Raw genomic sequence first — 22,431 nt, forward strand, 5'->3', positions numbered from 1 at the left:
CAACCATGAGTGCTTTATTACGTGTACAGGATTTAAAAAAGCATTTTCCGATCGGCAAGGACCTGTTTGGACGTCCCACTCAGGTAGTGCATGCGGTCGAAAGCGTGAGTTTTGATGTTGAAAAGGGACGTACCCTCGGCATTGTCGGTGAGTCAGGTTGCGGAAAATCAACAACTGCGCGGCTGTTAATGCATTTGATCGAACCCGATGAAGGGCGTATCAGTATTCGTGGAAAAGAGTTTGGTAACATTGGCGGGCGGCATCCCGTTGCCCAGTTGCGCCGCCAAATGCAGATGGTGTTTCAGGACTCCTATGCCTCCCTTAATCCGCGCTTAACCATTGAAGACTCCATTGCCTTCGGTCCACAAATTCATGGAGTGAGCGAAACCTTGGCGCGACAGCAAGCGCGTGACTTGCTCGATAGGGTTGGCTTAAACCCCAGTGTGTTTATTCGTCGTTACCCACACGAACTGTCTGGGGGTCAACGCCAGCGAGTGAACATAGCTAGAGCCTTGGCGATCAAGCCCGAAATTGTCATTTTAGATGAGGCTGTCTCGGCCTTGGATAAATCGGTGCAAGCGCAGGTTTTGAATCTATTGTCCGACCTGAAGAAAGAGTTTGAACTCACTTACTTGTTTATTTCACATGATTTGAATGTTGTGCAATACATCAGCGACGACGTGATGGTGATGTATCTTGGGCAGGTGGTTGAGTCTGGCCCGGTGGCACAGCTCTATGAAAACCCTGCTCATCCTTACACACGTGCTTTGTTGAATTCGGTACCTGCGCAAACACCGGGTCAATCGAAAAACTATATCGTGTTAGAGGGCGATCCGCCAAATCCCATCGCTCCACCTAAGGGGTGTCGTTTCCACCCACGTTGTCAGTTCGCGAAAGCCATTTGTGCAGAGAAAGAGCCTGAAACAGTGAAGGTCTCAGGCAGTCATAAAGCCGCCTGTTTTAAATTGCCTGGCAGTGTAGACCATCAAACCTATATCCGTTTACAGGAGGTGAGCCATGAACCCCGTGGTTGAGGTCAAGAATCTAAATGTCACGTTTAAAGGGGAAGAGGGGTCGATTTTTGCTGTTAATAATGTCAGTTTTGATTTAGCGGCAGGTGAGACATTGGCCTTACTCGGTGAGTCGGGTTGTGGTAAAAGTGTGACGTTAAAATCGCTCATGCGGCTCCATCCCATGCATAAAACTCAGATTGAGGGACAGGTGCTGGTTGAGGGGCAAGATGTACTGAAGATGAAGCCCAAGGCATTATCTGCGATGCGCGGTAAAACTGTGTCGATGGTCTTTCAAGAGCCCATGTTGGCGTTTGATCCCGTCTTTACCGTTGGTGACCAAATTGCTGAGTCGGTGATGCGTCATGAGCGGATTGGCTATAAAGAAGCAAGGCAACGAGCCCTGGAAATGCTGGATCGTGTCAGAATTCCTTCTGCCGCGAAGCGCTTAGATGCTTATCCACATGAAATGTCAGGAGGAATGCGCCAACGGGCGATGATCGCATTGGCCCTCGCGTGTAAGCCGCGAGTGTTGCTTGCAGATGAACCCACGACAGCCTTGGACGCAACGGTTCAAATTCAGGTGCTTTTGTTGCTTAAAGAGCTGCAGCGTGAGTTGGGCATGAGTATGATTTTTGTGACCCATGATGTCGGTGTGGCGATTGAAGTGGCGGATCGAACAGCGGTGATGTACGCCGGTCGCATCATTGAGCAAGGGCCCGTACAAGAGGTATTATCCAGGCCATGGCACCCTTATACTCAGGGGTTGCTCGGCGCTACCGTGCATCCAGGCATGGACCGCAACCAGGCTTTACCTGCGATACCAGGCGCGCCGCCGCAGTTGATCAGACGGATCGACGAATGTGCATTTGCGCCACGTTGTGCACAGGCGTCATCCCGTTGTTTGTCACCTCTGCCAGGAGTCAATACTCTAGCCCCGCGTTGGACGCGTTGTATCCATGCGGATGTATCTCAAGCTTAGGATTGCGTAGAATAGTGAGCTTGTAAGACGTGCTCTTTCTGCCAAGGTCTTAGGGGAAAATTGTGGTTAAAGTGAAAATGCCTGCGGTCAGCGACAATCAAAGTATTTATGATTTGATGTTCAGTGCCATTGCCAATCGAAAACTGCCTCCTGGTCTTAAGCTCTCGGAAGAGCGCCTGTGCCGAGTGTTTGGAGTCAGTCGCACACGCTTACGTGAGGTTTTTTTTCGCTTGGCGCAAGATCGTATTATCACACTTAAGCATAACCGAGGGGCGTATGTGGCCCGACCGAGCGCTAAAGAGGCCAGTGAAGTGTTTGCTGCGCGTCGTGCTATTGAGGTCTCCGTGGTTGAGGTGCTCGCACAAGCACCGGAGCAACGTGTGATTACACGGCTTCAGCAACACCTTAAGGATGAAAGCCGTGCGCGCGCGGCAAAAGACCACGGTCGTTTAACTCAGTTGACAGGTGATTTTCATTTGCTACTGGCTGAGTTGACGGGCAATAGTTTGTTTTGCGATATCGTTCGACGCTTAACGGCGCTATCGAGTTTGATCATTAGCCTCTATGACTCGCCCAATGCCTCCGCTTGCAAGGATGATGAACATAGTGACATCGTTTCAGCCATCGCCGCAGGCGATGCCAATGCCGCACGGCGTTTGATGCTTGAACATTTGGATCATGTTGAGAAGTCATTGAAGATCGATGAAGAAGATCAAGAGGATTTTGATATAGAATCGGTGTTTCAAGAAATGTTGAGCTAAGTTGTTTAGGCTTATCGCTCTTAACACGTGATGTCCATGCGAGGATATCCCCCCTAGTCGGTGAACAGCTTTGTATTTCGCGATTCTGAATAGGGCGCTATTCGGGCAGTAAAGCTGGCTTAGCAAAAAGATAGCCCTGAAATTGATAGCACCCGAGTTCAAGCAGGCGTTCACGTTGGTTGTCCGTCTCGACACCTTCTGCAATCACAGATAAGCCAAGATTACGCCCTAGGTCAATTATGGTTTTGACCACCGCCGCATCGCGAGAGTGTTTGTCTAGATTACGGACAAAGCGTTGATCAATTTTGAGTTGATCTAAGGGGAGATTGGTCAGCCGATCCAGCGATGAGTAGCCTGTACCAAAGTCATCCAGTGAAAAGCGTATCCCCCTTGTTTTTAATAGCAAGAGGATATCGATGATTTTATCAAGGTCGCTGATCAGCATGCTCTCAGTGATCTCAAGCTCCAGACGATCAGCGGGTGCTTGAGTTTGATCCAAGAGGCTTATCACCTGTTGAGCGAATTTAGGGTCTTGAAATTGGACGGCACTGATATTAACGGCAATACTAAGATGCTGTTTGTCTGGGAGTTCTTTCCATTTAGCCAGTTGCTCACAGGCGGTTTTTAGAATCCATTGACCTAGAGGAATGATCAGTCCTGACTGCTCGGCTTGTGGAATAAAGTCAGAAGGAGGGATAACGACTCCTTCACGTACCCAGCGAACCAAGGCTTCGTAACCGAGTACTGAGCCATCTGCCTCATGTTGAGATTGATAATATAGGCAGAACTCTTGGCTATCGAGCCCTTTGCGAATCCCCGCTTCAAGTTCGGTGCGTTTATCCGCTTGCTCTTGCATTTCGAAATCAAAAAATCGAATCTGATCACGTCCTGCTTTTTTGGCATCGTACATTGCCAGTTCTGCTTGTTTTAAGCCATCAACAGCCCCCTTCTTAGCATCTGAAAAAAGTGAAATACCCATGCTGATACTGGACAGGTAAGCTTTGGAATCAATATTAAAAGGTTCAGAACAGGCGTGTTTCACACGTACGAGGGTGCGTTGAATATGATCTAAAATATTGACAGCTTGCAAAGGTGTTAACTCGGCGATGAGGACAAACTCATCTCCCCCAAAACGGCCTAGAGTTTGGTTGGAACGTAGCTGTTTTTTGATGTTTTTGGCAATGTGATTGAGGTATTTATCTCCCGCATCATGCCCAAATGTATCATTCAAGTCTCTAAAATTATCTAGGTCGATCATGACAATAAAACCATGCATTGAGGGTTGATCCTCGGCTTTCAAGATTTTTGACAAATGCTCCACTATAAACTTTCGGTTGGGGAGGCCTGTGAGTAAGTCAAAGAAAATAAGCTGATGCACTTCTTCTTGGTACTGAGTTTGCAAAGTGATATCGGTTGAAATACCGCACACACCGGTGATTTCCCCTTTTTCATTTCTTAAAGGGGTTTTTATCGACAAAAAAGTGACGGGATTGTGCTCATTCTGGATACGATTCCGCTCTTCTTCGATGATTCGTTCACCCTGTATTAGCACACGTTGATCAAAATCATGGATATTGGCTGCGGTTTCCGCATCAAAAAAATCATACGCGGTTTTTCCGATAATCTCCGACTCCTTGGCTTGAAAGCGTTGGCAAACGGATTTGCTAACGTAGGTGTAACGGAATTGGGTGTCTTTGATATAAACATAGGTGTCTAAGTTTTCAAGGATCACAGATAAGTGTTGATGGGTGGTTAGAAGTGCTGATTTGAAGTGACGGGCTTGCTTGCGCAGAATTTTAATGAGCCAACTGCTAAACAGTAAAGTTACAATCAGTAAGGCCAAGGTAGCCCACAGACTGGTTGGAATAAAGGGCTGAATTTTAGCGGGTTTCCAACCACTGATCACCTGATGATAAAAGGATTGCGGTGCTGTTTTCCACTCGTGTAACCAATGATCAATACGAGAAAGAGTCTGTGTATGTTGTGGCCATTGTGGATTGGCGGCGAAATACAGGCCTGTCGCACCAAACATAATGCTTGTTTCCGTCATATCATAAGCATCGGCATGCAAACTGCCAAACAAATGGTTGGTCACTAACCCATCCACCCGTTGCTCTTCTACCGCCTCTAAACCCTCAACGAGGGTGTCAACTTCGAGCAGATGGATGACGATACCAAATTCACTCATCAGTTGTTCTAGGTGTCGTTGTTGAACAGAACCTGATAATACAGCTAGCTGCTTTTGGTTAAGATCGAGTATTGAGTCGATCTGTTGTGATTGGTGTTGAAAAACCTGTGACCAGCTATGTAAAACGGGCTCATCGTGAAACACAAACAGGGCACGTCTTTCAGCGTTGGGTGCGACATCTGGGAGCAGGTTGATTTGATTTTGCTGCAGAAGTGCTAAGCAGTCTTCCCACTGGCAGGCGACAGGTTCAATTGTCCATTGTTCTTGTCGAGCGATTTCGAGCAAAAGCTCACCAAAAATCCCTTTAACGTCCCCTTGCTCAGATAAGAATAGTTTAGGTTGGTTATGGTAAACACCGAGTTTGATCGTGGAGGCCCAAGTGTTGGCAGTACCAAACAGGATTAGACAATAAACGAGGTATTTGAGCATCTTCCAACCTGATAAATGTATTTAACTCTAACCCAGTATAGTCTTAAATTATAAATCCTCTAATTATCAGGCGATTGTGGGCTGCTCAAGTTGCCCAAATACGTGGAATGCATGCGGGTTTTCCGATGATATCAGGCCGTACTTCAGACCAGACTTGGGTGAGCAACGCCATAAGAGCTTCAGTTTGGTGGCCTAACACGCGAATCACCAATAATGAATCTAATAAGGTAACAGCGCTGATAATCTGCGTTTCGTTCAGCATTAATGCTTGGACGCGCGGTAGAAGGGCATCCGTTGCTGGGTAGATGAGCAGAGTAGCCTGCATGGGATAGCCATGCATCCCAGCAAGAGATGCCTGTTGTGAATCGCCATCGCTTAATAGATGCTCGATCAGTAATGGCGCCCCATCCACGAAAAACTGGGTTGAGGCGGTGAGTTGGCCTTGAGTAAAGCGTTCGTGTATCACTGGGCGACCTAAACACATAATTTCCCAGCCGATGAATCGAGAGTCAGAGTGCAGATCTATCTGAGTGTTCATCCTGACCTGACTGTCGGGGAAAAAAATGTTTTCCTGTGGAAACCATTCTAGGCAGGCACCCGCTGCGAGTTGCAAATGCTGATGGTACGTCGCAAGGCGCCCACCCGAACGATAGAACTTAGTCGCCCCTGGGGTTGTGATTAAGGCATGGGCCTTTTCTTCAACCTGTACTTGGACATTTAACTGATCGCTGCCAACCACTCCTCCTGGCGGGTGTAGAAGGTAGGTGTGGCAGACATCATTTTCGGGATAAAAAGCGCGTTGAACGGATAAAGGGCCCTGACGTTGACATCGAACTAAGCGTGTTTTGGCATGCCGATAGGCATAGGTAAGCTCGATCCGTGCTTTCCAGCCGGAGGAAGCTGCTGGCTTTGCCTCAGGAGCAGAAACAATGCTTAAGTCAGTCATGCTTAGGACCTTTTAGGTGATATCAACATTTGAATAAAAATCAGCGCTTTATTTGGCGTCTAACATGCCTTGTTTGATAACGAAATCAATAATAACGTCTAAACCTGTACCGATTTTGAGGTTGGTAAAGACGTAAGGACGGTTCGGTCGCATACGCTTTGTATCGGCTTCCATCACCTCTAAGCTGGCACCCACATAAGGCGCAAGGTCGATTTTATTAATGACCAGTAAATCGGACTTAGTGATGCCTGGACCGCCTTTACGTGGGATTTTTTCACCTTCTGCAACGTCAATGACGTAAATGGTCAGATCCGCCAGTTCTGGGCTGAACGTGGCACTCAGGTTATCACCGCCACTTTCGACAAATACAACATCCAGATCTTTGTGCAGTCTTGCCAACTCCTCTACAGCGGCCAAGTTCATCGAGGCATCTTCACGAATCGCCGTATGCGGACAGCCACCCGTTTCAACGCCAACAATGCGATCTGCCGGTAAGGCTTCGGCACGGGTGAGTATTTTGGCATCTTCTTGGGTGTAAATATCATTGGTGACCACGGCGATGCTGTATTTATCGCGAATGGCTTTGCAAAGCACTTCGAGAAGGGCTGTCTTGCCAGAGCCCACCGGGCCACCAACACCTATACGTAACGGCGATTTGTAGTCACTCATAATCAATTCCTGATCGGTAAATTAAGAACGAAATAAACGGGTATATTGCGTTTCATGACGCGCACTCGCGATGGCCAGTGCGGGAGTCGAACCTGCAACCTGTTCATCTGTAATGCTTAAGGACAGTTCAACTAAGTTAGGTAACTGCTCGGATAGGTCTAGGAGTACACGCTGTCCACTGGTTTGGCCCAAAGGAACCAGTTTTACACCTGCCATCACCGAGTTTTCAAGCCAACTCCAAAGATACCCTGTGCACAAATCCTCGATTGGGATTTGCCAATGGTGCGATGCCAAGGCCATTCCTGCTAACTGAGTCATATCAATAGCGGGTTGGAGGTCAGGTGTAATCTCGACCCCCAATGAAGGCAGCAACACCCCCAGAGCTTTACCTCTTTGGCGCTCTTCGGCTCTGAGTTCTGAGGTTTCTCGGCTCGCATACAAATAGCGAGACCAGTGGAGTGTCGATTTCACATCCTGAATGTCCATGGCCTGGCGTAAGCGAATCAGCACTGGCAGCTCAAGGCGGGCAACACTTAATTGCAGCACGCCTTCTAGCCACTGTTGTAAGCTCGCCTGATCCTTGACCCAACCGGCCTCCACCGCCCACTCCAGTCCTTGCGAATAGGTGAATGCACCGATGGGTAAGGAGGGACTAATGAGCTGATAGAGTCGCAGATGGGCGAGCATCAACTTATCCCAGTACGGCAATCAGAGCGGCGGCGACAGCGCTGCCCGCACCGAGCCACTTGGGTTGAACGGTTTTACCCAAGACATATCCAGTGGTCATTATGAAACTTGCCATGATCAGCATGCCAGGCATGAAACTAAATACACCTGCTGCTGGCATTTCGAGCCCATGTGCCCAACCGTGAAACATGACCAACACTAACGAGGCGATCATAGGTAACCAACCCTTTGCAGAGAAAAAGAGGGCGCTGGCGATCAGAAACATAGACGCCAAAATCACCAGCTCAATGCCTGCACTGATTTGAGTGATTAGACCTAAGACGGCCCCTGCAAACAGAATACCCAGCGTCCCTATATACAGCTGAGTGCGCCCTTTGCGCGATTGCCAAGCGCCGAGCATCCCGATGCCAAGGAGCATGACGAGGTGGTCTAACCCCGTTAGTGGATGCAACAAGCCAGACGTGAACGCATGGCTTGCATGCTCATGGCCGGGATGGGCAAGCACCAAGGGCGACGTTAACACGAGCCCTAATAGGGCGGGGACAGTGTAGATCGTTTTCATAGGAGAGTCCTTTGATGAGCAATTAATGAGAATGAGGCGTGTCGTCATGCGAATGCGCGTGGTGATGCCCACTGCTTTCACTGCTATAGGCACCTGCTTCGGGTTCAAAGGGCTGTTGTTCACAAACAACGTCTGCCCCTAATCCTCGTACCATATCGTCTAAGACATGATCATGTTGATAGCACACGAAACCTAATTCGATTTGCAAAGGAACATGACGATTGCCTAGATGATAGCTGACGCGAGCAAGTAACAAGGGGTCATCGGTGCTCACCCTTGACACCCACTCAGGAGATGCCTTGACTTCAATGATCACTCCGCACTCAGTGCGTAAGCGATCACCCCCACGCAGAATCAATCCACGGGGTAAAAAAAGTCCGGCATCACGTCCATCATCCAAGGTGACTTTAAGACGACTGCGAATGCGTTGATCGATGCTCAGGCTCAAGCTAGCTGAGGCCTGAGGTTGATCGTGCAGTTTTTCGGTGATACGTAACATAGTGTTTCCATCTCTTTATGCACTTTACTTTTTCTATGAAAAGCTTCAGTGAATTCTTTTAAAACAAGTAGTAACGTTGAGCCATTGGTAGCACTGTCGCAGGCTCGCAGGTCAATAGCTGACCATCGGCACGCACCTCATAGGTTTGCGGGTCTACATCGATTTTAGGCTGGTAAGCGTTATGGATCATCTTGTCTTTGGTTGCCGTTCGGCAGTTTTTAACCACTCCGATCAAGCTTTGCAGGCCGAGTTGTTCTGGAATCCCTTCAGTAACCGCCGCTTGCGACAGAAATAGCATTGAGGTTTGCTGGCTCGCTTTACCCATTGCCCCAAACATCGGCCTAAAATGCACGGGCTGGGGTGTGGGAATCGAGGCGTTTGGATCGCCCATAGGCGCCATCGAAATCAATCCACCTTTAATAATAAGGCTAGGTTTTGTGGCAAAAAAAGCGGGTTTCCATAACACAAGATCTGCAAGCTTACCGACCTCAATTGACCCAACCTCATGGCTGATACCATGGGCAATTGCTGGGTTAATCGTGTACTTGGCGATATAGCGTTTGATTCTGAAGTTGTCATTTTGCTCGGAGTCTTCAGGAAGAGGACCACGTTGCACACGCATTTTGTGTGCGGTCTGCCAAGTCCGAGTAATCACTTCACCCACGCGCCCCATGGCTTGTGAATCGGATGAAATCATCGAAAAAGCACCCAGATCATGCAGAATATCTTCAGACTCAATGGTTTCACGGCGAATACGTGACTCGGCGAAGGCAACATCTTCGGCGATGGCGGGATCAAGATGGTGGCAGACCATCAGCATATCTAAATGCTCATCGACCGTATTAATCGTATAGGGACGAGTGGGGTTGGTCGAAGAGGGCAGAACATTCGATTCACCACAGGCCTTAATGATGTCGGGTGCATGACCACCACCAGCACCTTCGGTGTGATAGGTGTGAATCACACGGCCATTAATCGCGGCCAGAGTGGATTCGACAAAGCCAGACTCGTTGAGTGTGTCGGTGTGGATGGCCACCTGTATGTCCATTTCGTCGGCTACACTTAAACAGCAGTCGATAGCGGCAGGCGTTGTTCCCCAGTCCTCATGCAGTTTTAACCCCATGGCACCTGCTTTGATTTGTTCCCGCAGTGCTTCAGGTAAGCTCGCATTGCCTTTGCCCATGAAGCCAAGGTTGATGGGTAGGCTATCGCCCGCCTCCAACATACGATGTATGTTCCAGGGCCCGGGTGTACAGGTGGTAGCGTTGGTTCCCGTCGCTGGACCTGTACCGCCACCGAGCATGGTGGTCACCCCTGAGCAAATGGCTTCGTCGATTTGTTGCGGACAAATAAAATGGATGTGCGCATCAATGCCACCTGCCGTTAGTATTTGGCCTTCACCTGCGATTACCTCGGTACCAGGGCCGACAATAATATCGACGCCGGGTTGAGTATCGGGGTTGCCCGCTTTACCGATGGCTTGAATGCGTCCATTTTTAACGCCCACATCGGCTTTGACGATGCCCCAATGATCGATGATCAAGGCATTCGTAATCACAAGATCGGCTGTGAGTTCTGAAACTGACTGTGCTTGTCCCATACCATCGCGAATGACTTTTCCACCGCCAAATTTGACTTCATCACCGTAAATGGTGAAGTCTTTTTCAACTTCAAGCCAAAGCTCGCTATCCGCTAGACGTAACTTATCCCCAGTCGTGGGACCAAACATTTCGGCATAGGCTTGCCGTGAAATACTTGCCATTGAAGCCTCCAGTTGTCTTATAGACTGCCCATGATTTTGCCTTGAAATCCATACACCTTGCGCTCGCCTGCATAGGCAACCAATTCGACGGTGCGACTTTGCCCTGGCTCAAAACGTACGGCTGTTCCAGCGGCGATATTCAAGCGAAAGCCTCGTGTCTTTTCTCGATCAAATTGCAAGGCATCATTGGCTTCATAAAAATGATAATGAGACCCCAGTTGTATGGGACGATCGCCTGTATTTGCAACGCTCACGCTAAGGGTTTCGCGGCCAACATTCAGTTCAATGTCACCAGGCAGGACTTTCATTTCACCCGGAATCATGTGCTACTCCTCAGACAATAGGATCATGGATAGTGACGAGCTTTGTCCCATCCGGAAAGGTCGCTTCAATTTGAACTTCTGGAATCATCTCGGCAATCCCGTCCATCACATCTTCGCGACTCAGCAGCGTGCGACCGTAATCCATCAGTTCAGCAACAGTGCGTCCATCTCTAGCCCCCTCCATAATCGCGGCACTGATGTAAGCGATAGACTCAGGATAATTGAGCTTTACTCCGCGTGCTTTGCGACGTTCGGCCACTAAAGCTGCGGTGAAGAGTAAAAGTTTGTCTTTCTCGCGGGGTGTTAATTCCATAACCTAGTCTCGGTTGAGGTCCGGTATCGGACGATTAATCAACGAGTCAAAAAGACTTGCTTAAGTATGTCTTTGATTTAGCAAAGAGCGTGCCATGACCTATGACGGCGCATCGGGCTATTTCTGCTCTTTTTCGGTGCGAAAATTGCACCAAAATAACGCTATTGAAGATGTGGTTGGTAGATTTTGGTGCGGTCTGCGAGGCGGTGTGTGCTTGCAAGCAGGGTGATGTGGATTGCTTAACAACCTCGCAATCCACATAAGGTTTTCGCAGATTAAAGCTTTAACAACTCGGCAACATAATCGGCATCTTTGTCGCCACGCCCTGAAATATTGATCAAAATGGTTTTGTCTTTACTTAAGGTCGGCGCGGTACGAATCGCCCAGGCAACCGCATGAGAGCTTTCAAGCGCTGGGATAATGCCTTCTACACGCGACAGTGTCATATAGGCATCTAAACACTCTTGGTCTGTCGCTGTTGCATATTGCACGCGCCCTAGGTCTTTCAAATAGGAGTGTTGTGGTCCGACGCCTGGGTAATCTAACCCAGACGCGATGGAGTGAACGGGCATGGGTTCACCGTCTTCAGTTTCTAAGACGTAGCACTTCATACCGTGAATTTGTCCAGGCTTACCAAGTGTTAGGGTCGCGGAATGTTGATCTGTATCCAGCCCTTTTCCTGCAGGCTCAACCCCGACCATTTGGACATCTTCATCGTTCAAAAAGGCAGTGAAGAGGCCAATCGAGTTACACCCGCCGCCAACACATGCGGTCAGATAGTCAGGCAACTTGCCAAAACGGCTGAGGAACTGCTCTCTTGCTTCTTCGCCAATAACTGACTGGAAGTCACGCACCATTTTTGGGAAGGGGTGAGGACCGACAACAGAGCCAATGGCGTAGATGTAGTTTTGCGGATCTTTTAAGTACTCTTCAAAGGCGCTGTCGACTGCATCTTTTAAGGTCGCGGTTCCGCGTGTCACAGGGATCAGCGTACAGCCTAATATTTTCATTTTGACAACATTGGGGTGTTCTTTTTCGATATCGACCTGTCCCATGTGAATTTCACAGGGAATACCCACCAATGCACAGGCTGTTGCCAAGGCAACGCCATGTTGTCCTGCACCAGTTTCGGCAATGACTTTGGTTTTACCCATGTATTTCGCCAGTAAGGCTTCGCCTAAGCAGTGGTTAACCTTGTGTGCGCCGGTATGATTTAAGTCTTCGCGCTTCAAAAAGATTTGCGCCCCACCGAGTTTATCGCTCAAACGACGTGCATGAAAGAGCGCACTTGGACGGCCAATGTAGTCTGCAAACAGTGTTTTTAACTCGTCTTGAAACTCGGGCATCTGTCGAATTTCTTCGTAGGCCTTGTCTATATCATTCATCACCGCTTGCAACTCGGGTGGAATAATCTGCCCACCGTATTCACCAAAATAGCCTTGAGCATCAGGCATGGGGCCAAATTCTAACTTACTCATGTACCTATCCTTTAAAAATTATAATGGCAGAGCGAGGGGCTCATGCGGTGAGTTAATCATCTTTAAATGAAGCGGGAAGAGCAAGCGTCTTGGTGAAATTATCCTTATGAATGTTGTGGCTAGTGGTGGGGGTAGGAGAAAGGTTTTTTGCTTGCAGATAACTTGCAGATAAGTTGTCAGCGATATAAAACTTGAAATTAGTGCTCTAGTCTTCCATACTTTCGTTCAAGCTCTTCGGGGCTAGTTGAACCTTTACCTAGTGTTTTGGTTCGTGGCTGCGCCTCAGTCGCCGTTAAGACTGGGGTTTATCTCCGTCCTCGTTTTGTTTCAACCAAGAAGCTCGTTTTTTTAATTCTATCAAGATAGGCATGATCAGCTGGAAAAGCGGTCACAAACCTATGCGGGTCGCCAGCTTTTCTTGGGTCATCAAATACAACTACATACTTTTCTTCAACGACTACCAACGTTCTGCGTTTTGCTGTTTTGCCACGATCAGTTTTACGAGATTGGCTGTAGCGCTGAACTGTTCCGGCTGATAGAGGGACTGCGCCTGATCGTGTATACGCTGGGGATATCACCTACCTTTGGACACAGGAAGGCTGGTTGTACCTTGCAGTGGTCATCGACCTCTATTCACGAAAGGTAGTGGGCTGGAGCATAGGTTCGCGTATGAAGGCACAACTGGTCTGTGATGCCCTCAGAATGGCGATCTGGCAACGTCGACCGGCAGAGGGGCTGATCGTTCACTCGGACCGCGGCTCCCAGTACGCTAGCAACGATTACCGCCGGCTGCTGAAAGCTCACGGATTCGAAGGGAGCATGAGCCGTAAAGGTGACTGCTGGGACAATGCGGTGGTGGAAAGCTTCTTTGGTAGCTTGAAACAAGAGCGGGTTCAGTGGAGGCATTATCAGACACGTCGCGAAGCGCATCAGGATGTGCTGAACTACATCACAATGTTTTACAACAGTCATCGCTTACATTCATACTTGGACTATATGAGCCCAAATCAATATGAAGCCGAGATGGCCAAACTGAGAAAAGTTGCTTAACTGGGGTGTACATAAAAGCTTGACCACGTCAGAGTAGACAAAGCGAACACACAGTTTCTCTGCGTAGTCGATGGCTTGTTGAAGACCTTTGGTAGGGTGCTCAGAGTCTTTCTTAGCTTCAACAACGGCAAGGTAGCGGTTGTCTTTACGAAGCAGGTAATCAACAAAACAACGCCTTCCACGGGCACCACCTGCCATTTTTCTTCCATCAGTAAAGTAGTGCTCTCTGATAATATTGCTGGGTTGCCAATGTGCGGCTTTAAGCGCTGGATCTATGAAGTTTGCCCGAGTGTCTGCTTCAGATGACATGCGATTCTTCCATGTAAGATAGAGTTAGCTTTGCAATTTGTTATCAGACAGTTCGCTTTGCTGAGGGATATCTAACTCAGCTTTGACTATAAGGTTTTCAGTCGCCATTTGAAGTATTTGCCTAACCTCGGCCTCCATGCTTCTTCCGTTATAGGCTGCCCTGATTCGCAGAGCTTTGTGAACCTCATCAGGCAGGTTTCTAACAGTTAGCATAGCCATAAATAAGCACTCTCGGTTTGAATACAATGCATGCAGTGTAGGTTGGGCTGAGTCTTGAGGCAAGATCTTGCTCACAATTTTGCAAGCACTGGCCGGGTCATACCTTATTAGACGGTGTTGAATAACTTCCCTCGTTTTCCTAGTCGCTTGCCATTATTTTGCGGTACAGAGAGATTGCTCTTTATGTTTTTGATATTATCTTATTGATATATATGGGTTCTGTTGGTTAAATGCTACTATAGCAAGTTAACTCTAGATATCTGGAATTACTATAAAACTATTAATTTCAACAGTAAGGGATGTAAATGAAGTTATTACCTATTTTCTTAATGGTAACCATGTTAACGCTGACTGCTTGTACAAGTTTGCCTAATACCGATGTAGGCAAGCGAGCATATCTGGAACAAGTTATTGATTCAGATCAAAAAATTATAATTCATTCGATGTCTACTCTCTATCGCAATACCTTTGAGATATCAATCAGAGGCATTAATCGTGCAGAGACCGCTGAATTTGTTGAGTTGGTGCTTACTGAGGCTGAGTTACAGTTTTACGAATGGCGAGACGATGCGCGTGAATATAACTTGAAGTATCGCTTTAGATTAGAGGATATAAGCAAACTCAAGGAAGGGACTTACTTCGGATTGCCTTACATTGCTGCAAAAATTGGAAATGATTACATCTCGTTTATTGTCCCTAACTATGAGCCTAGACGTCATAATAGTATTTTAAGCTTTCTGTCTGCTAAGACAGGTGTTCAAGTGAGTTCAGAGTAAATTCACGCTGACTCTTCTTTGATACTTGCACACAAAAGCTAGCGAGTTATTAAAATGCTTCTAATGTGGTACTCTTTTTCTTTAAGCTCATTTACCAGTCTGCGTGCGTAAGTGTAAAAGGAGTTACGGCCCCGTCCTTTTCGAGGGCGCGGCCAGTCTTACCATCCTACTTTTTAACTCCTGTTCTGCGTCGTCATCTAAAGTTGTAAATAATTCAGCCTTGCTTGACAAGCAAAGTTGCAGTCCATAATGTAACAAGCAACATGACCCTGGCCTCTTGGTTGCTTGCAACTTACGCTGGGGTTCTTATTTTCCGTTTACCACCAGTCTTGCTAGTCTTTTGTCATCCCCATTCCACTCAGGTTGATAACTTGGAACGGGCTTTTTGAGACGCTCATCAACTCTATAAGGAGATATCTGTGAAAGGAAGTTGCCTGTGTGGAACGATAGAATATGAGATCACTTCACTTGATATGCCAATCATTTTTTGCCACTGCAAAACCTGTCGAAAAGCACATGCTGCACCTTTCGCGCCGACCGCTGGTGTGCTGAGAGAGAACTTTCGATGGTTGCGCGGAGAGAATAAGCTTTCGAGCTTTGAGTCCAGCCCCGGAAAAATACGGCATTTTTGTTCGGTGTGTGGCACTCATTTAGTCGCAGAAAGGCCTGGCCAACCGCACGTTATTCTGCGGGTTGCAACCTTGGATGAGGATCCAGGCTTAAAACCAGAAGCGCATATTTGGACCGATCATGATGTGGAGTGGCTGGAGTATGAAGGTATCCCCAGTTATAAAGAGTGGCAAATAGGTCGTTGATTGATGCATTTAATAAAGCGAAAGCACCAAGTAATGCAGGCCTAGATGCAGTTAAATTTATCGAAAAGAGAGGTATTAAGTGATTGTAAGGAAAATGGAAGAGACGGATCTTGAAGCCGTTAGTGCGATTTGCATTGCATCTTTTACTCGCTCTGTCGCAGATAGCTTGTCTGAGCAAGGGATTGCAACCTTCACAAGCATTGCAGTCAGTGACGCATTCTTAGCAAGAATGAATGGCGATAACATGATGCTAGTCGCAGAAAGGAGTGGGGAAGTTCAGGGTGTAATTGAGCTCAAAGAAGGACGGCATGTTGCAATGCTCTTCATTTGTCCTGATCACCAGAAGAAAGGGATCGGTAAGGCTTTGCTGGTAGCAGCTTTAAAGCATGCAAGAGCTGAAACCGTAACGGTAAGAGCTTCTTTGTCTTCGGTTCCTGCATACATAAAGTATGGTTTCAAATGCAATGGCGACATAGGCGAGTTTGCGGGTTTGGTTTATCAGCCTATGGAACTAGCGCTTAAGTAAATGCAGTTGACCGCTAATGTGTCCAGCTGAATTCGGGACGCAGTGCGTCTCGAATTGAAAAGGTTTGATAAAAACGGCGCATATAATTTACGCTTCCAACATCAAAACCTTTGCCAATACTGCAACGATTAGAATCCTGTCAGCTTGTTTGGTATCATCATCTGGGTGTCCGCACGCAGGTAAAAACTCTGGTTACCTGCTATTTTCGATACATAATTGACCCATATAAACTTAACAAAAATTCGACACGGGTTTTGCTCCTTTGTCACACTCACCCCGACAATCGCAAGTCACAAGACTTATTTGCTTGCGGTCACTGTGGACACACTGACAACGCGGATCACAATGCGTCAATGGTGATTAAGAAACGGGCCATTAACTTAATTTTAGACACTGGAACGGTGTTATCTGATGATGGGGTGTTAAGACCTCAGTCAGATACTGGATGTGGAGGCATGCGTAAGACTGGCCGAGCCAAAAGCTCGACTAGCCGTGGCCTGCGAAGCGTCAAAAAAGAAAAACTAGCGGCTTAGGTCGCTGGTTTGGAAGCTCTGCCGCTTTAGCGGCGAGTAGTTCACGTATCACCATACAGAAAACGATACTCTAGATCTGCGATAGTGCTAACCAGGCCGAGTTTGCGAAGCTGAGTAGCCAGTTCCTTCTGATCTACTAGTGCCCCCTTCGTTTCCATGGGTTCGTCCTCGGTTTATGCGCTCGGAAGTGAGAGGTGCTGTTCAGAATATAGATGCCTAGCTGATACGTTGGGCCATGGGCAAATACAAGCGCTTACGTGGCCGTAAGCGCCGTGCTTTTGTCTGGCTTGAAAGGATCAGAAAAGAGTGGGCTAGTCTATTTGTTCACTGGTCAGCAGGCTTCTCTCGATGGGCTGGATGATGGGAGCCGGATGAATCGAGAGGTTCACGTCCGGTTCTGAGAGCGGCCAAGGAGGAGGTTTCCTTGGCCGACTCACCTGTGGGGGGCTCAGTAATGGGTCGTTCTACCACGATTACCTGGCCGAAAAAAGAGGCATTGATTGGTACATTAATCAGTCATCTAATCGTTTCATTGCGCTACGGTAAACATCACTTCGCTCTCGTTTTCCAACTGCTAAGACCGTTACCACGATAACGTCATCTTTTACTTGGTAAACAAGACGGTAGCCAGACTGACCTAGCTTTATTTTATACATGTTATCAGCGCCAGAGAGTTTTGATGCTGGTACATGTGGGTTTTCTAAGCGTTCAATTAGTTTCTTTTTAAATTGCTGTTGTAGTGTAGAGCCAAGTTTTTTCCATTCTTTTAACGCGCTCTTTTTGAAATCAAGTTTATAGGTCATCGATGATTACCGAAATGCTTTCTTCAGACTCTCGTTCTCTTGCAATAGCTAATAGTTCGAGATCATCGAGTCGATCCATCATCATTTCGTATGCTTTTGCTGGAACACAGTAAAAAGCAGGTTCGTTTCGGTTAAGTACAGCGACAGGTTCACCATATGCACTTGTTGCAACTTTCATTGGATTAGCTTTTAATTCAGTAATACTTGCAGCCACATCGGCTAAGATTCTAGCGGTCATTTATTGAGTCCTTTAAGTGGTCTTTATAAAGGTCATTCTAGCGCTATAAGAAGGGTATAACAAGGCGTTCAAGGGGGACAGCCAACGCGTGGCATTTTTATTATGCGTTGGTTTTTGTGATTATGGTGTTATGCGGAAGCTTGGTTTATCAGCCTATGGAAATAGCGTTTAAGTAAACACCTTTATAAAAACTCAAACCATAAAACACATACGAGCCGCATTGAGTACAGGACAAGGAAATCGCCCAGTACTCAATCGACTCTAAATCAACAGTCGGCAAAGTGCGTATCCGCTAACCTCTTACACTGTCAAATACTGCTTAATCAATGCCTCATCAAGTGTTGGCATATCGCCTTCAGCCACCTTACGCCCACGGTCGAGAATGCAAAAGCGATCTCCAACTTTACGGGCAAAGGGCAGTTTTTGCTCGACCAGCAACACTGTGAGTCCCATTTCACGATTGAGCTTGCGAATGATATCGCCGATTTCCTGCACTACGTTCGGCTGTATCCCTTCCGTCGGCTCATCGAGAATCAGAAGTTTAGGGTTCACCACTAACGCACGACCGATGGCGAGCTGTTGCTGTTGCCCGCCGGATAAATCGCCGCCACGACGGTTCATCATCTGTGCCAGAACGGGAAAGAGGTCAAAGATATAATCGGGAATCTTGCGCTGCCCACGTGGCAATACAGGCAACCCGATTTGTAGATTTTCTTCCACGGTCATGAGTGGAAAAATCTGCCGTCCCTGAGGCACATAGCCGACCCCTAAACGAGGGCGCTGTTCGACTGAGACTTTCACCAAGTCATGTTCACCTGCGAGCACAATGCTACCGGTTTTGACTTTTTGATGGCCCATAATGCATTGCAGCAGAGTGGTTTTACCCACGCCATTACGACCCATTAATACGGTGCATTGCCCCTCGGGAATCTGCATGTCGACATCCCAGAGGGTATGACTTTGACCGTAAAATTGATTAAGTCCCTGAATTTTAATCATGTTTATTCTCCCAGATAGACTTCAATCACTTTGCGGTTATTCTGAACTTGATCCATGCTGCCCTCAGCCAACACGCTGCCTTGATGCAACACCGTCACGGTACGATCTTTGCCCGCTAAGTGACGAACAAAGTCCATATCATGCTCGACTACGACCACTGAGTGCTTACCCGAGAGCGAAATCAGCAGCTCCGCTGTGCGGTCCATTTCTTGATGCGTCATCCCCGCAACGGGTTCGTCGACCAACAAGAGGCGAGGGCGTTGCATCAGTAGCATGCCAATTTCCAGCCACTGTTTTTGACCATGAGAAAGGCTGCCCGCTTGCAAGAGGGTTTGCTCTTTTAAGCCAATAATCTCCAACACTTCATCAATGCGATCACTCTGTTCACCCGTTAAGCGCGCGGTCAGAATACTAAACACCTTACGCTCTTCAGGCATAGACAGAAGCAGGTTGTCACGCACACTCAAAAACTCAAATACGGTGGGTTTTTGGAATTTACGACCAATGCCTGCTTGGGCAATGGCCGGCTCATCCATCTCCAATAGGTTAATGGTTTGCCCAAACCAGGCAGACCCCGTATCGGGTTTGGTTTTACCTGTAATGATGTCCATCATCGTGGTTTTGCCCGCGCCATTGGGGCCGATAATGCAGCGCAGCTCACCATCATTGATATAGAGGTTCAGGTTATTAATGGCTTTAAAACCATCAAAACTGACTGACAAGCCTTCCAAGTAGAGCAGGACGTTTTTGCTGACGTTCAGCGTGGGCGCTTGTTGAGTGTGCATAAATGAGAAGACATGATTTTTGTCTTTTATTTCATCGAGTAAGCGTGCTTGGCTCATGCGCTGGCCTCCTTACGACGAAACAGACCAGCAATCCCCTTGGGTAAAAACAAGGTGACTAGCACGAAAATAGCGCCCAATGCGAACAACCAGACATCCGGTAATTCGGTGGTGAACCAGGTTTTGGCGTAGTTAATAAACAAGGCACCCGCGACAGCACCATAGAGTGTTGCACGGCCACCCACAGCCACCCACACCACAATTTCAATTGAGTTTAGGGGGGAAAATTCATTCGGGTTGATAATGCCGACTTGCGGAACATACAACGCGCCCGCAACCCCAGCAATCATGGCCGAGAGGGTGAATACCCACAGCTTGACGTTCTCAACACGGTAGCCCAAAAAGCGTGCGCGAGATTCGGCATCACGCACGGCGACACAGACCTTGCCCAGTCGGCTTTGGATGACCGCACGACTGATTAAATAGCCCAGTGCTAAGGCAACCGCTGAGGCGACAAACAGCCCAACTTTTGTTTCGCGAGCTTGTAAGCTAAAGCCTAAAATATCTTTAAAGTCCGTTAGGCCATTATTGCCACCGAAGCCCATTTCGTTGCGAAAAAAGGCCAACATCAGTGCGAAGGTTAAGGCTTGCGTAATAATCGATAAATAGACGCCAGATACACGTGAACGGAAGGCCAAGGCACCAAAGATAAACGCCAATAGGCCAGGCACCAGTATAATCAGAATGGCCGCGAACCAGAATTGGTCTAATCCCGTCCAGTACCAAGGCAAGCTGTCCCAGTTCAAGAACACCATGAAGTCTGGGAGTTCAGGGTGTCCATAGACACCACGCTCGCCGATCTGACGCATCAGATACATTCCCATGACGTAGCCGCCAAGTGCAAAGAAGGCACCATGACCTAGGGTGAGTATGCCTAAATAGCCCCACACCAAGTCAACGGACAGTGCCAACAGTGCTAAGGTCAAGTATTTGCCGAGCAGGGCCACCGTGTAGGTGGGAATATGCAAGGCATGATCAGGGGGTAAGGCATTGAGCATAGGGACTGCAATAATGGCAATCGCCAGTAGCAGTAGCAATATCTGCCCACCCCGATCTTCTTTAATAAGATTCCATAACATCATGGCTTAACCCTCTGCCGCACGACCGCGTTGCGGAAAGAGTCCGCGCGGTTTTTTCTGGATAAAGAGAATAATGAAGACGAGGACTAAAATCTTAGCCAATACCGCACCCGCCCAAGGCTCCATGATTTTGTTGGCAACGCCCAGCGTCATCCCTGCGACCAGAGTTCCCCAAATATTGCCGACACCGCCAAAGACCACCACCATGAAGGAGTCGATAATGTAGGCTTGTCCTAAGTTTGGTCCGACGTTTGTGATTTGAGACAGCGCCACTCCTGCAATGCCCGCCACCCCTGAGCCTAAGCCAAATGTCATCATATCCACACGCTCAGAACGCACGCCCATGGCACGGGCCATTGCACGGTTTTGAGACACGGCTCTGACTTGCAAACCCAACGCGGTACGTTTCAAAATCATTAAGAGTGCGAAGAAAACCAGTAAGCAAAAAATAATGATGTATAAGCGGTTGAGGGTGATGGCGAACACTGGGTTAAATTCCAACATGCCACTCATCCACGAAGGTGTTTCGACGGTTTTATTCAAGGGTGAGAAAATGGTACGCACAGCCTGTTGCAGGACAAGGCTGATACCAAAGGTTGCCAGCAGTGTCTCTAATGGACGGCCATATAAAAAGCGAATGACGCCACGTTCAATGGCAATGCCCACAAGACCTGATACTACAAAGGCTGCCGGTATGGCAACCAAAACAGACAGGCCAATGTGGTTGGGCATCAACTGTTGGATAACAAAGGTGGTGTAAGCACCAATCATGATTAACTCACCATGGGCCATGTTAATGACGCCCATTACACCAAAGGTAATGGCCAAACCTATGGCGGCTAATACCAAGACAGAGCCTAGGCTGAGTCCGAAGTAAACGGTTTCGAGGCCTTTATAAAATTTAATCTTTTGTTCAATGCCAATCAGTCCCTTTTCAGCCAACTCTTTTAAGGATGCATTATCGGTTTGGCTGACAAATTGATTTAAGGCGTTGCGCGCGCGGGGTTCTAACGAGGTAGATAAGGTGTCAATGGCATCTCGCTGTGCGGCTTCATCCGTCTGTGTCACTGTGTCAATGGCAATCGCAACCGCCATGAGTTCACGAACCTTCCCATTCGTTTCAGAGGTGTAGGCAGCACGAATCAGGCTTAGGGCTTCTGGATCGGGGTCACCCATCATTTGCCGAACGGCTTTCATTCGAATTTTGTTGGAGTCTGCTGTTAAGCCTGTTTGAGCCATGACTCTGCGAATCTGAGTACGTTGTGCATTGTTAAGTGCAACGCGACGAAAATCCCGAGGGCGCTCAATCGTAACATCGCGTTCATCTAAGAAATGTAAGGCGCTTTGTCCAGCCTCGGCACGATCAACTAAATAGAGTTGATTGTCGGTGCGATTAAAAAAGAACTTGCCCTCTAACAGTAAACCGTAAATGTCAAAGGCCAACTCATGTTGTGACTGTGTCAAAAGCTCAATAGCTTTTGTTCGGTCTTGGTTATTCGATGAGACCAACAGCGTCTGTAATTCAAGCAGCACGGGGTCGTCAGATTTGGCGAATGCAGGTTGTACAGCACAGAGCAGGAGAACCAGCAGGCCTAAAGCGCACATTAGGTGCTTAATCCGGCTTTTCATAATT

The 22,431-nt window shown here is 47.8% G+C and carries 23 protein-coding genes and 2 pseudogenes; 7 read left to right on the forward strand and 18 right to left on the reverse strand.

Features of this window, described 5'->3' with window-relative positions; translation table 11 throughout:
• Positions 1-5 precede the first annotated feature (5 nt).
• The 3 genes from DN062_RS05585 (at position 6) to DN062_RS05595 (ending at position 2,753) form a co-directional block, all read left to right on the forward strand.
• Positions 6-1,034 (forward strand): ABC transporter ATP-binding protein, encoded by a 1,029-nt coding sequence (locus tag DN062_RS05585; protein ID WP_112158339.1) that lies wholly within the window; start codon positions 6-8, stop codon positions 1,032-1,034.
• Positions 1,018-1,992, forward strand: coding sequence for an ABC transporter ATP-binding protein (locus DN062_RS05590; protein WP_112158340.1), 975 nt, complete (start codon positions 1,018-1,020; stop codon positions 1,990-1,992). The genes DN062_RS05585 and DN062_RS05590 overlap by 17 nt, the downstream gene beginning before the upstream one ends.
• A gap of 62 nt (positions 1,993-2,054) precedes the next feature.
• Positions 2,055-2,753 (forward strand): GntR family transcriptional regulator, encoded by a 699-nt coding sequence (locus DN062_RS05595; protein WP_205126663.1) that lies wholly within the window; start codon positions 2,055-2,057, stop codon positions 2,751-2,753.
• Between the two features lie 97 nt (positions 2,754-2,850).
• Here the strand turns inward: DN062_RS05595 and DN062_RS05600 are convergent, their stop codons facing one another.
• The 10 genes from DN062_RS05600 to trpB form a co-directional block, all read right to left on the reverse strand.
• Positions 2,851-5,370, reverse strand: coding sequence for an EAL domain-containing protein (locus DN062_RS05600; protein WP_112158341.1), 2,520 nt, complete (start codon positions 5,368-5,370; stop codon positions 2,851-2,853).
• Positions 5,371-5,455: 85 nt separating this feature from the next.
• Complete coding sequence (locus DN062_RS05605; RefSeq protein ID WP_112158342.1) at positions 5,456-6,316, reverse strand: urease accessory protein UreD; 861 nt, start codon at positions 6,314-6,316, stop codon at positions 5,456-5,458.
• Between the two features lie 48 nt (positions 6,317-6,364).
• On the reverse strand, positions 6,365-6,985 hold the full coding sequence (ureG, locus tag DN062_RS05610; protein WP_112158343.1) for an urease accessory protein UreG: 621 nt from the start codon (positions 6,983-6,985) through the stop codon (positions 6,365-6,367).
• Between the two features lie 21 nt (positions 6,986-7,006).
• Complete coding sequence (locus DN062_RS05615; RefSeq protein ID WP_112158344.1) at positions 7,007-7,672, reverse strand: urease accessory protein UreF; 666 nt, start codon at positions 7,670-7,672, stop codon at positions 7,007-7,009.
• Between the two features lie 4 nt (positions 7,673-7,676).
• On the reverse strand, positions 7,677-8,234 hold the full coding sequence (locus DN062_RS05620; RefSeq protein ID WP_162301253.1) for a HupE/UreJ family protein: 558 nt from the start codon (positions 8,232-8,234) through the stop codon (positions 7,677-7,679).
• A 22-nt stretch (positions 8,235-8,256) separates the two neighbouring features.
• Positions 8,257-8,733, reverse strand: a complete 477-nt coding sequence (gene ureE / locus DN062_RS05625) for an urease accessory protein UreE (RefSeq protein WP_112158346.1) — start codon at positions 8,731-8,733, stop codon at positions 8,257-8,259.
• Positions 8,734-8,791: 58 nt separating this feature from the next.
• The gene (ureC, locus tag DN062_RS05630) at positions 8,792-10,495 is read right to left on the reverse strand and encodes an urease subunit alpha (RefSeq protein WP_112158347.1); all 1,704 of its coding nucleotides are present in this window, start codon (positions 10,493-10,495) and stop codon (positions 8,792-8,794) included.
• A 17-nt stretch (positions 10,496-10,512) separates the two neighbouring features.
• Complete coding sequence (locus tag DN062_RS05635; protein ID WP_036510883.1) at positions 10,513-10,818, reverse strand: urease subunit beta; 306 nt, start codon at positions 10,816-10,818, stop codon at positions 10,513-10,515.
• A 10-nt stretch (positions 10,819-10,828) separates the two neighbouring features.
• Positions 10,829-11,131, reverse strand: a complete 303-nt coding sequence (ureA, locus tag DN062_RS05640) for an urease subunit gamma (protein WP_112158348.1) — start codon at positions 11,129-11,131, stop codon at positions 10,829-10,831.
• Positions 11,132-11,406: 275 nt separating this feature from the next.
• Positions 11,407-12,609 carry a tryptophan synthase subunit beta gene (trpB, locus tag DN062_RS05645; RefSeq protein ID WP_112158349.1) on the reverse strand — a complete coding sequence of 401 codons (1,203 nt, stop codon included), beginning with the start codon at positions 12,607-12,609 and terminating at the stop codon, positions 11,407-11,409.
• Positions 12,610-13,158: 549 nt separating this feature from the next.
• On the opposite strand from trpB, the pseudogene DN062_RS05655 reads away from it, so the two are divergent.
• Positions 13,159-13,659: pseudogene (locus tag DN062_RS05655) on the forward strand (IS3 family transposase); the annotation flags it as partial.
• Between the two features lie 30 nt (positions 13,660-13,689).
• Here the strand turns inward: DN062_RS05655 and DN062_RS05660 are convergent.
• Both DN062_RS05660 and DN062_RS19040 read right to left on the reverse strand, forming a co-directional pair.
• Positions 13,690-13,968: pseudogene (locus DN062_RS05660) on the reverse strand (type I restriction endonuclease subunit R); the annotation flags it as partial.
• Positions 13,969-13,992: 24 nt separating this feature from the next.
• A complete protein-coding gene (locus tag DN062_RS19040; RefSeq protein WP_112158350.1) occupies positions 13,993-14,187 on the reverse strand; it encodes a FitA-like ribbon-helix-helix domain-containing protein in 195 nt (64 codons plus the stop codon).
• Positions 14,188-14,492: 305 nt separating this feature from the next.
• On the opposite strand from DN062_RS19040, the gene DN062_RS05670 reads away from it, so the two are divergent.
• The 3 genes from DN062_RS05670 to DN062_RS05680 all read left to right on the forward strand — a co-directional run bounded on the left by DN062_RS05670 (position 14,493) and on the right by DN062_RS05680 (position 16,304).
• Positions 14,493-14,963, forward strand: a complete 471-nt coding sequence (locus DN062_RS05670; protein ID WP_112158351.1) for a hypothetical protein — start codon at positions 14,493-14,495, stop codon at positions 14,961-14,963.
• A gap of 419 nt (positions 14,964-15,382) precedes the next feature.
• Positions 15,383-15,778, forward strand: a complete 396-nt coding sequence (locus DN062_RS05675; protein ID WP_205126665.1) for a GFA family protein — start codon at positions 15,383-15,385, stop codon at positions 15,776-15,778.
• A 79-nt stretch (positions 15,779-15,857) separates the two neighbouring features.
• On the forward strand, positions 15,858-16,304 hold the full coding sequence (locus tag DN062_RS05680) for a GNAT family N-acetyltransferase (RefSeq protein ID WP_205126666.1): 447 nt from the start codon (positions 15,858-15,860) through the stop codon (positions 16,302-16,304).
• Between the two features lie 1,045 nt (positions 16,305-17,349).
• Here DN062_RS05680 and DN062_RS05695 read toward each other — a convergent pair.
• From DN062_RS05695 to urtB, 6 genes are all read right to left on the reverse strand, one after another.
• The gene (locus DN062_RS05695; RefSeq protein WP_112158353.1) at positions 17,350-17,640 is read right to left on the reverse strand and encodes a type II toxin-antitoxin system RelE family toxin; all 291 of its coding nucleotides are present in this window, start codon (positions 17,638-17,640) and stop codon (positions 17,350-17,352) included.
• Positions 17,630-17,878 carry a type II toxin-antitoxin system Phd/YefM family antitoxin gene (locus DN062_RS05700; RefSeq protein WP_112158354.1) on the reverse strand — a complete coding sequence of 83 codons (249 nt, stop codon included), beginning with the start codon at positions 17,876-17,878 and terminating at the stop codon, positions 17,630-17,632. Before DN062_RS05700 ends, DN062_RS05695 begins: the two co-directional genes overlap by 11 nt.
• A 300-nt stretch (positions 17,879-18,178) precedes the next feature.
• The gene (urtE, locus tag DN062_RS05710) at positions 18,179-18,877 is read right to left on the reverse strand and encodes an urea ABC transporter ATP-binding subunit UrtE (RefSeq protein WP_036510854.1); all 699 of its coding nucleotides are present in this window, start codon (positions 18,875-18,877) and stop codon (positions 18,179-18,181) included.
• A gap of 2 nt (positions 18,878-18,879) precedes the next feature.
• Positions 18,880-19,719 carry an urea ABC transporter ATP-binding protein UrtD gene (gene urtD / locus DN062_RS05715; RefSeq protein WP_112158355.1) on the reverse strand — a complete coding sequence of 280 codons (840 nt, stop codon included), beginning with the start codon at positions 19,717-19,719 and terminating at the stop codon, positions 18,880-18,882.
• Entirely contained in the window at positions 19,716-20,801 is a 1,086-nt protein-coding gene (gene urtC / locus DN062_RS05720; protein WP_112158356.1) for an urea ABC transporter permease subunit UrtC, read from the reverse strand. Before urtC ends, urtD begins: the two co-directional genes overlap by 4 nt.
• 3 nt (positions 20,802-20,804) lie before the next feature.
• Entirely contained in the window at positions 20,805-22,427 is a 1,623-nt protein-coding gene (gene urtB / locus DN062_RS05725; protein ID WP_112158357.1) for an urea ABC transporter permease subunit UrtB, read from the reverse strand.
• Between the last annotated feature and the right edge of the window lie 4 nt (positions 22,428-22,431).

Origin of the sequence: Nitrincola tibetensis, from assembly GCF_003284585.1 — a bacterium.
Classification (GTDB): Bacteria; Pseudomonadota; Gammaproteobacteria; order Pseudomonadales; family Balneatricaceae; genus Nitrincola; species Nitrincola tibetensis.

Bases quoted from the DNA above. Each gene is read 5' to 3' on its own strand.
- DN062_RS05585 (WP_112158339.1), top strand. From the start codon at position 6: ATGAGTGCTTTATTACGTGTACAGGATTTAAAAAAGCATTTTCCGATC.
- DN062_RS05590 (WP_112158340.1), top strand. From the start codon at position 1,018: ATGAACCCCGTGGTTGAGGTCAAGAATCTAAATGTCACGTTTAAAGGG.
- DN062_RS05600 (WP_112158341.1), bottom strand. From the start codon at position 5,370: ATGCTCAAATACCTCGTTTATTGTCTAATCCTGTTTGGTACTGCCAAC.
- DN062_RS05605 (WP_112158342.1), bottom strand. From the start codon at position 6,316: ATGACTGACTTAAGCATTGTTTCTGCTCCTGAGGCAAAGCCAGCAGCT.
- ureG (WP_112158343.1), bottom strand. From the start codon at position 6,985: ATGAGTGACTACAAATCGCCGTTACGTATAGGTGTTGGTGGCCCGGTG.
- DN062_RS05615 (WP_112158344.1), bottom strand. From the start codon at position 7,672: ATGCTCGCCCATCTGCGACTCTATCAGCTCATTAGTCCCTCCTTACCC.
- DN062_RS05620 (WP_162301253.1), bottom strand. From the start codon at position 8,234: ATGAAAACGATCTACACTGTCCCCGCCCTATTAGGGCTCGTGTTAACG.
- ureE (WP_112158346.1), bottom strand. From the start codon at position 8,733: ATGTTACGTATCACCGAAAAACTGCACGATCAACCTCAGGCCTCAGCT.
- ureC (WP_112158347.1), bottom strand. From the start codon at position 10,495: ATGGCAAGTATTTCACGGCAAGCCTATGCCGAAATGTTTGGTCCCACG.
- DN062_RS05635 (WP_036510883.1), bottom strand. From the start codon at position 10,818: ATGATTCCGGGTGAAATGAAAGTCCTGCCTGGTGACATTGAACTGAAT.
- ureA (WP_112158348.1), bottom strand. From the start codon at position 11,131: ATGGAATTAACACCCCGCGAGAAAGACAAACTTTTACTCTTCACCGCA.
- trpB (WP_112158349.1), bottom strand. From the start codon at position 12,609: ATGAGTAAGTTAGAATTTGGCCCCATGCCTGATGCTCAAGGCTATTTT.
- DN062_RS19040 (WP_112158350.1), bottom strand. From the start codon at position 14,187: ATGGCTATGCTAACTGTTAGAAACCTGCCTGATGAGGTTCACAAAGCT.
- DN062_RS05670 (WP_112158351.1), top strand. From the start codon at position 14,493: ATGAAGTTATTACCTATTTTCTTAATGGTAACCATGTTAACGCTGACT.
- DN062_RS05695 (WP_112158353.1), bottom strand. From the start codon at position 17,640: ATGACCTATAAACTTGATTTCAAAAAGAGCGCGTTAAAAGAATGGAAA.
- DN062_RS05700 (WP_112158354.1), bottom strand. From the start codon at position 17,878: ATGACCGCTAGAATCTTAGCCGATGTGGCTGCAAGTATTACTGAATTA.
- urtE (WP_036510854.1), bottom strand. From the start codon at position 18,877: ATGATTAAAATTCAGGGACTTAATCAATTTTACGGTCAAAGTCATACC.
- urtD (WP_112158355.1), bottom strand. From the start codon at position 19,719: ATGAGCCAAGCACGCTTACTCGATGAAATAAAAGACAAAAATCATGTC.
- urtC (WP_112158356.1), bottom strand. From the start codon at position 20,801: ATGATGTTATGGAATCTTATTAAAGAAGATCGGGGTGGGCAGATATTG.
- urtB (WP_112158357.1), bottom strand. From the start codon at position 22,427: ATGAAAAGCCGGATTAAGCACCTAATGTGCGCTTTAGGCCTGCTGGTT.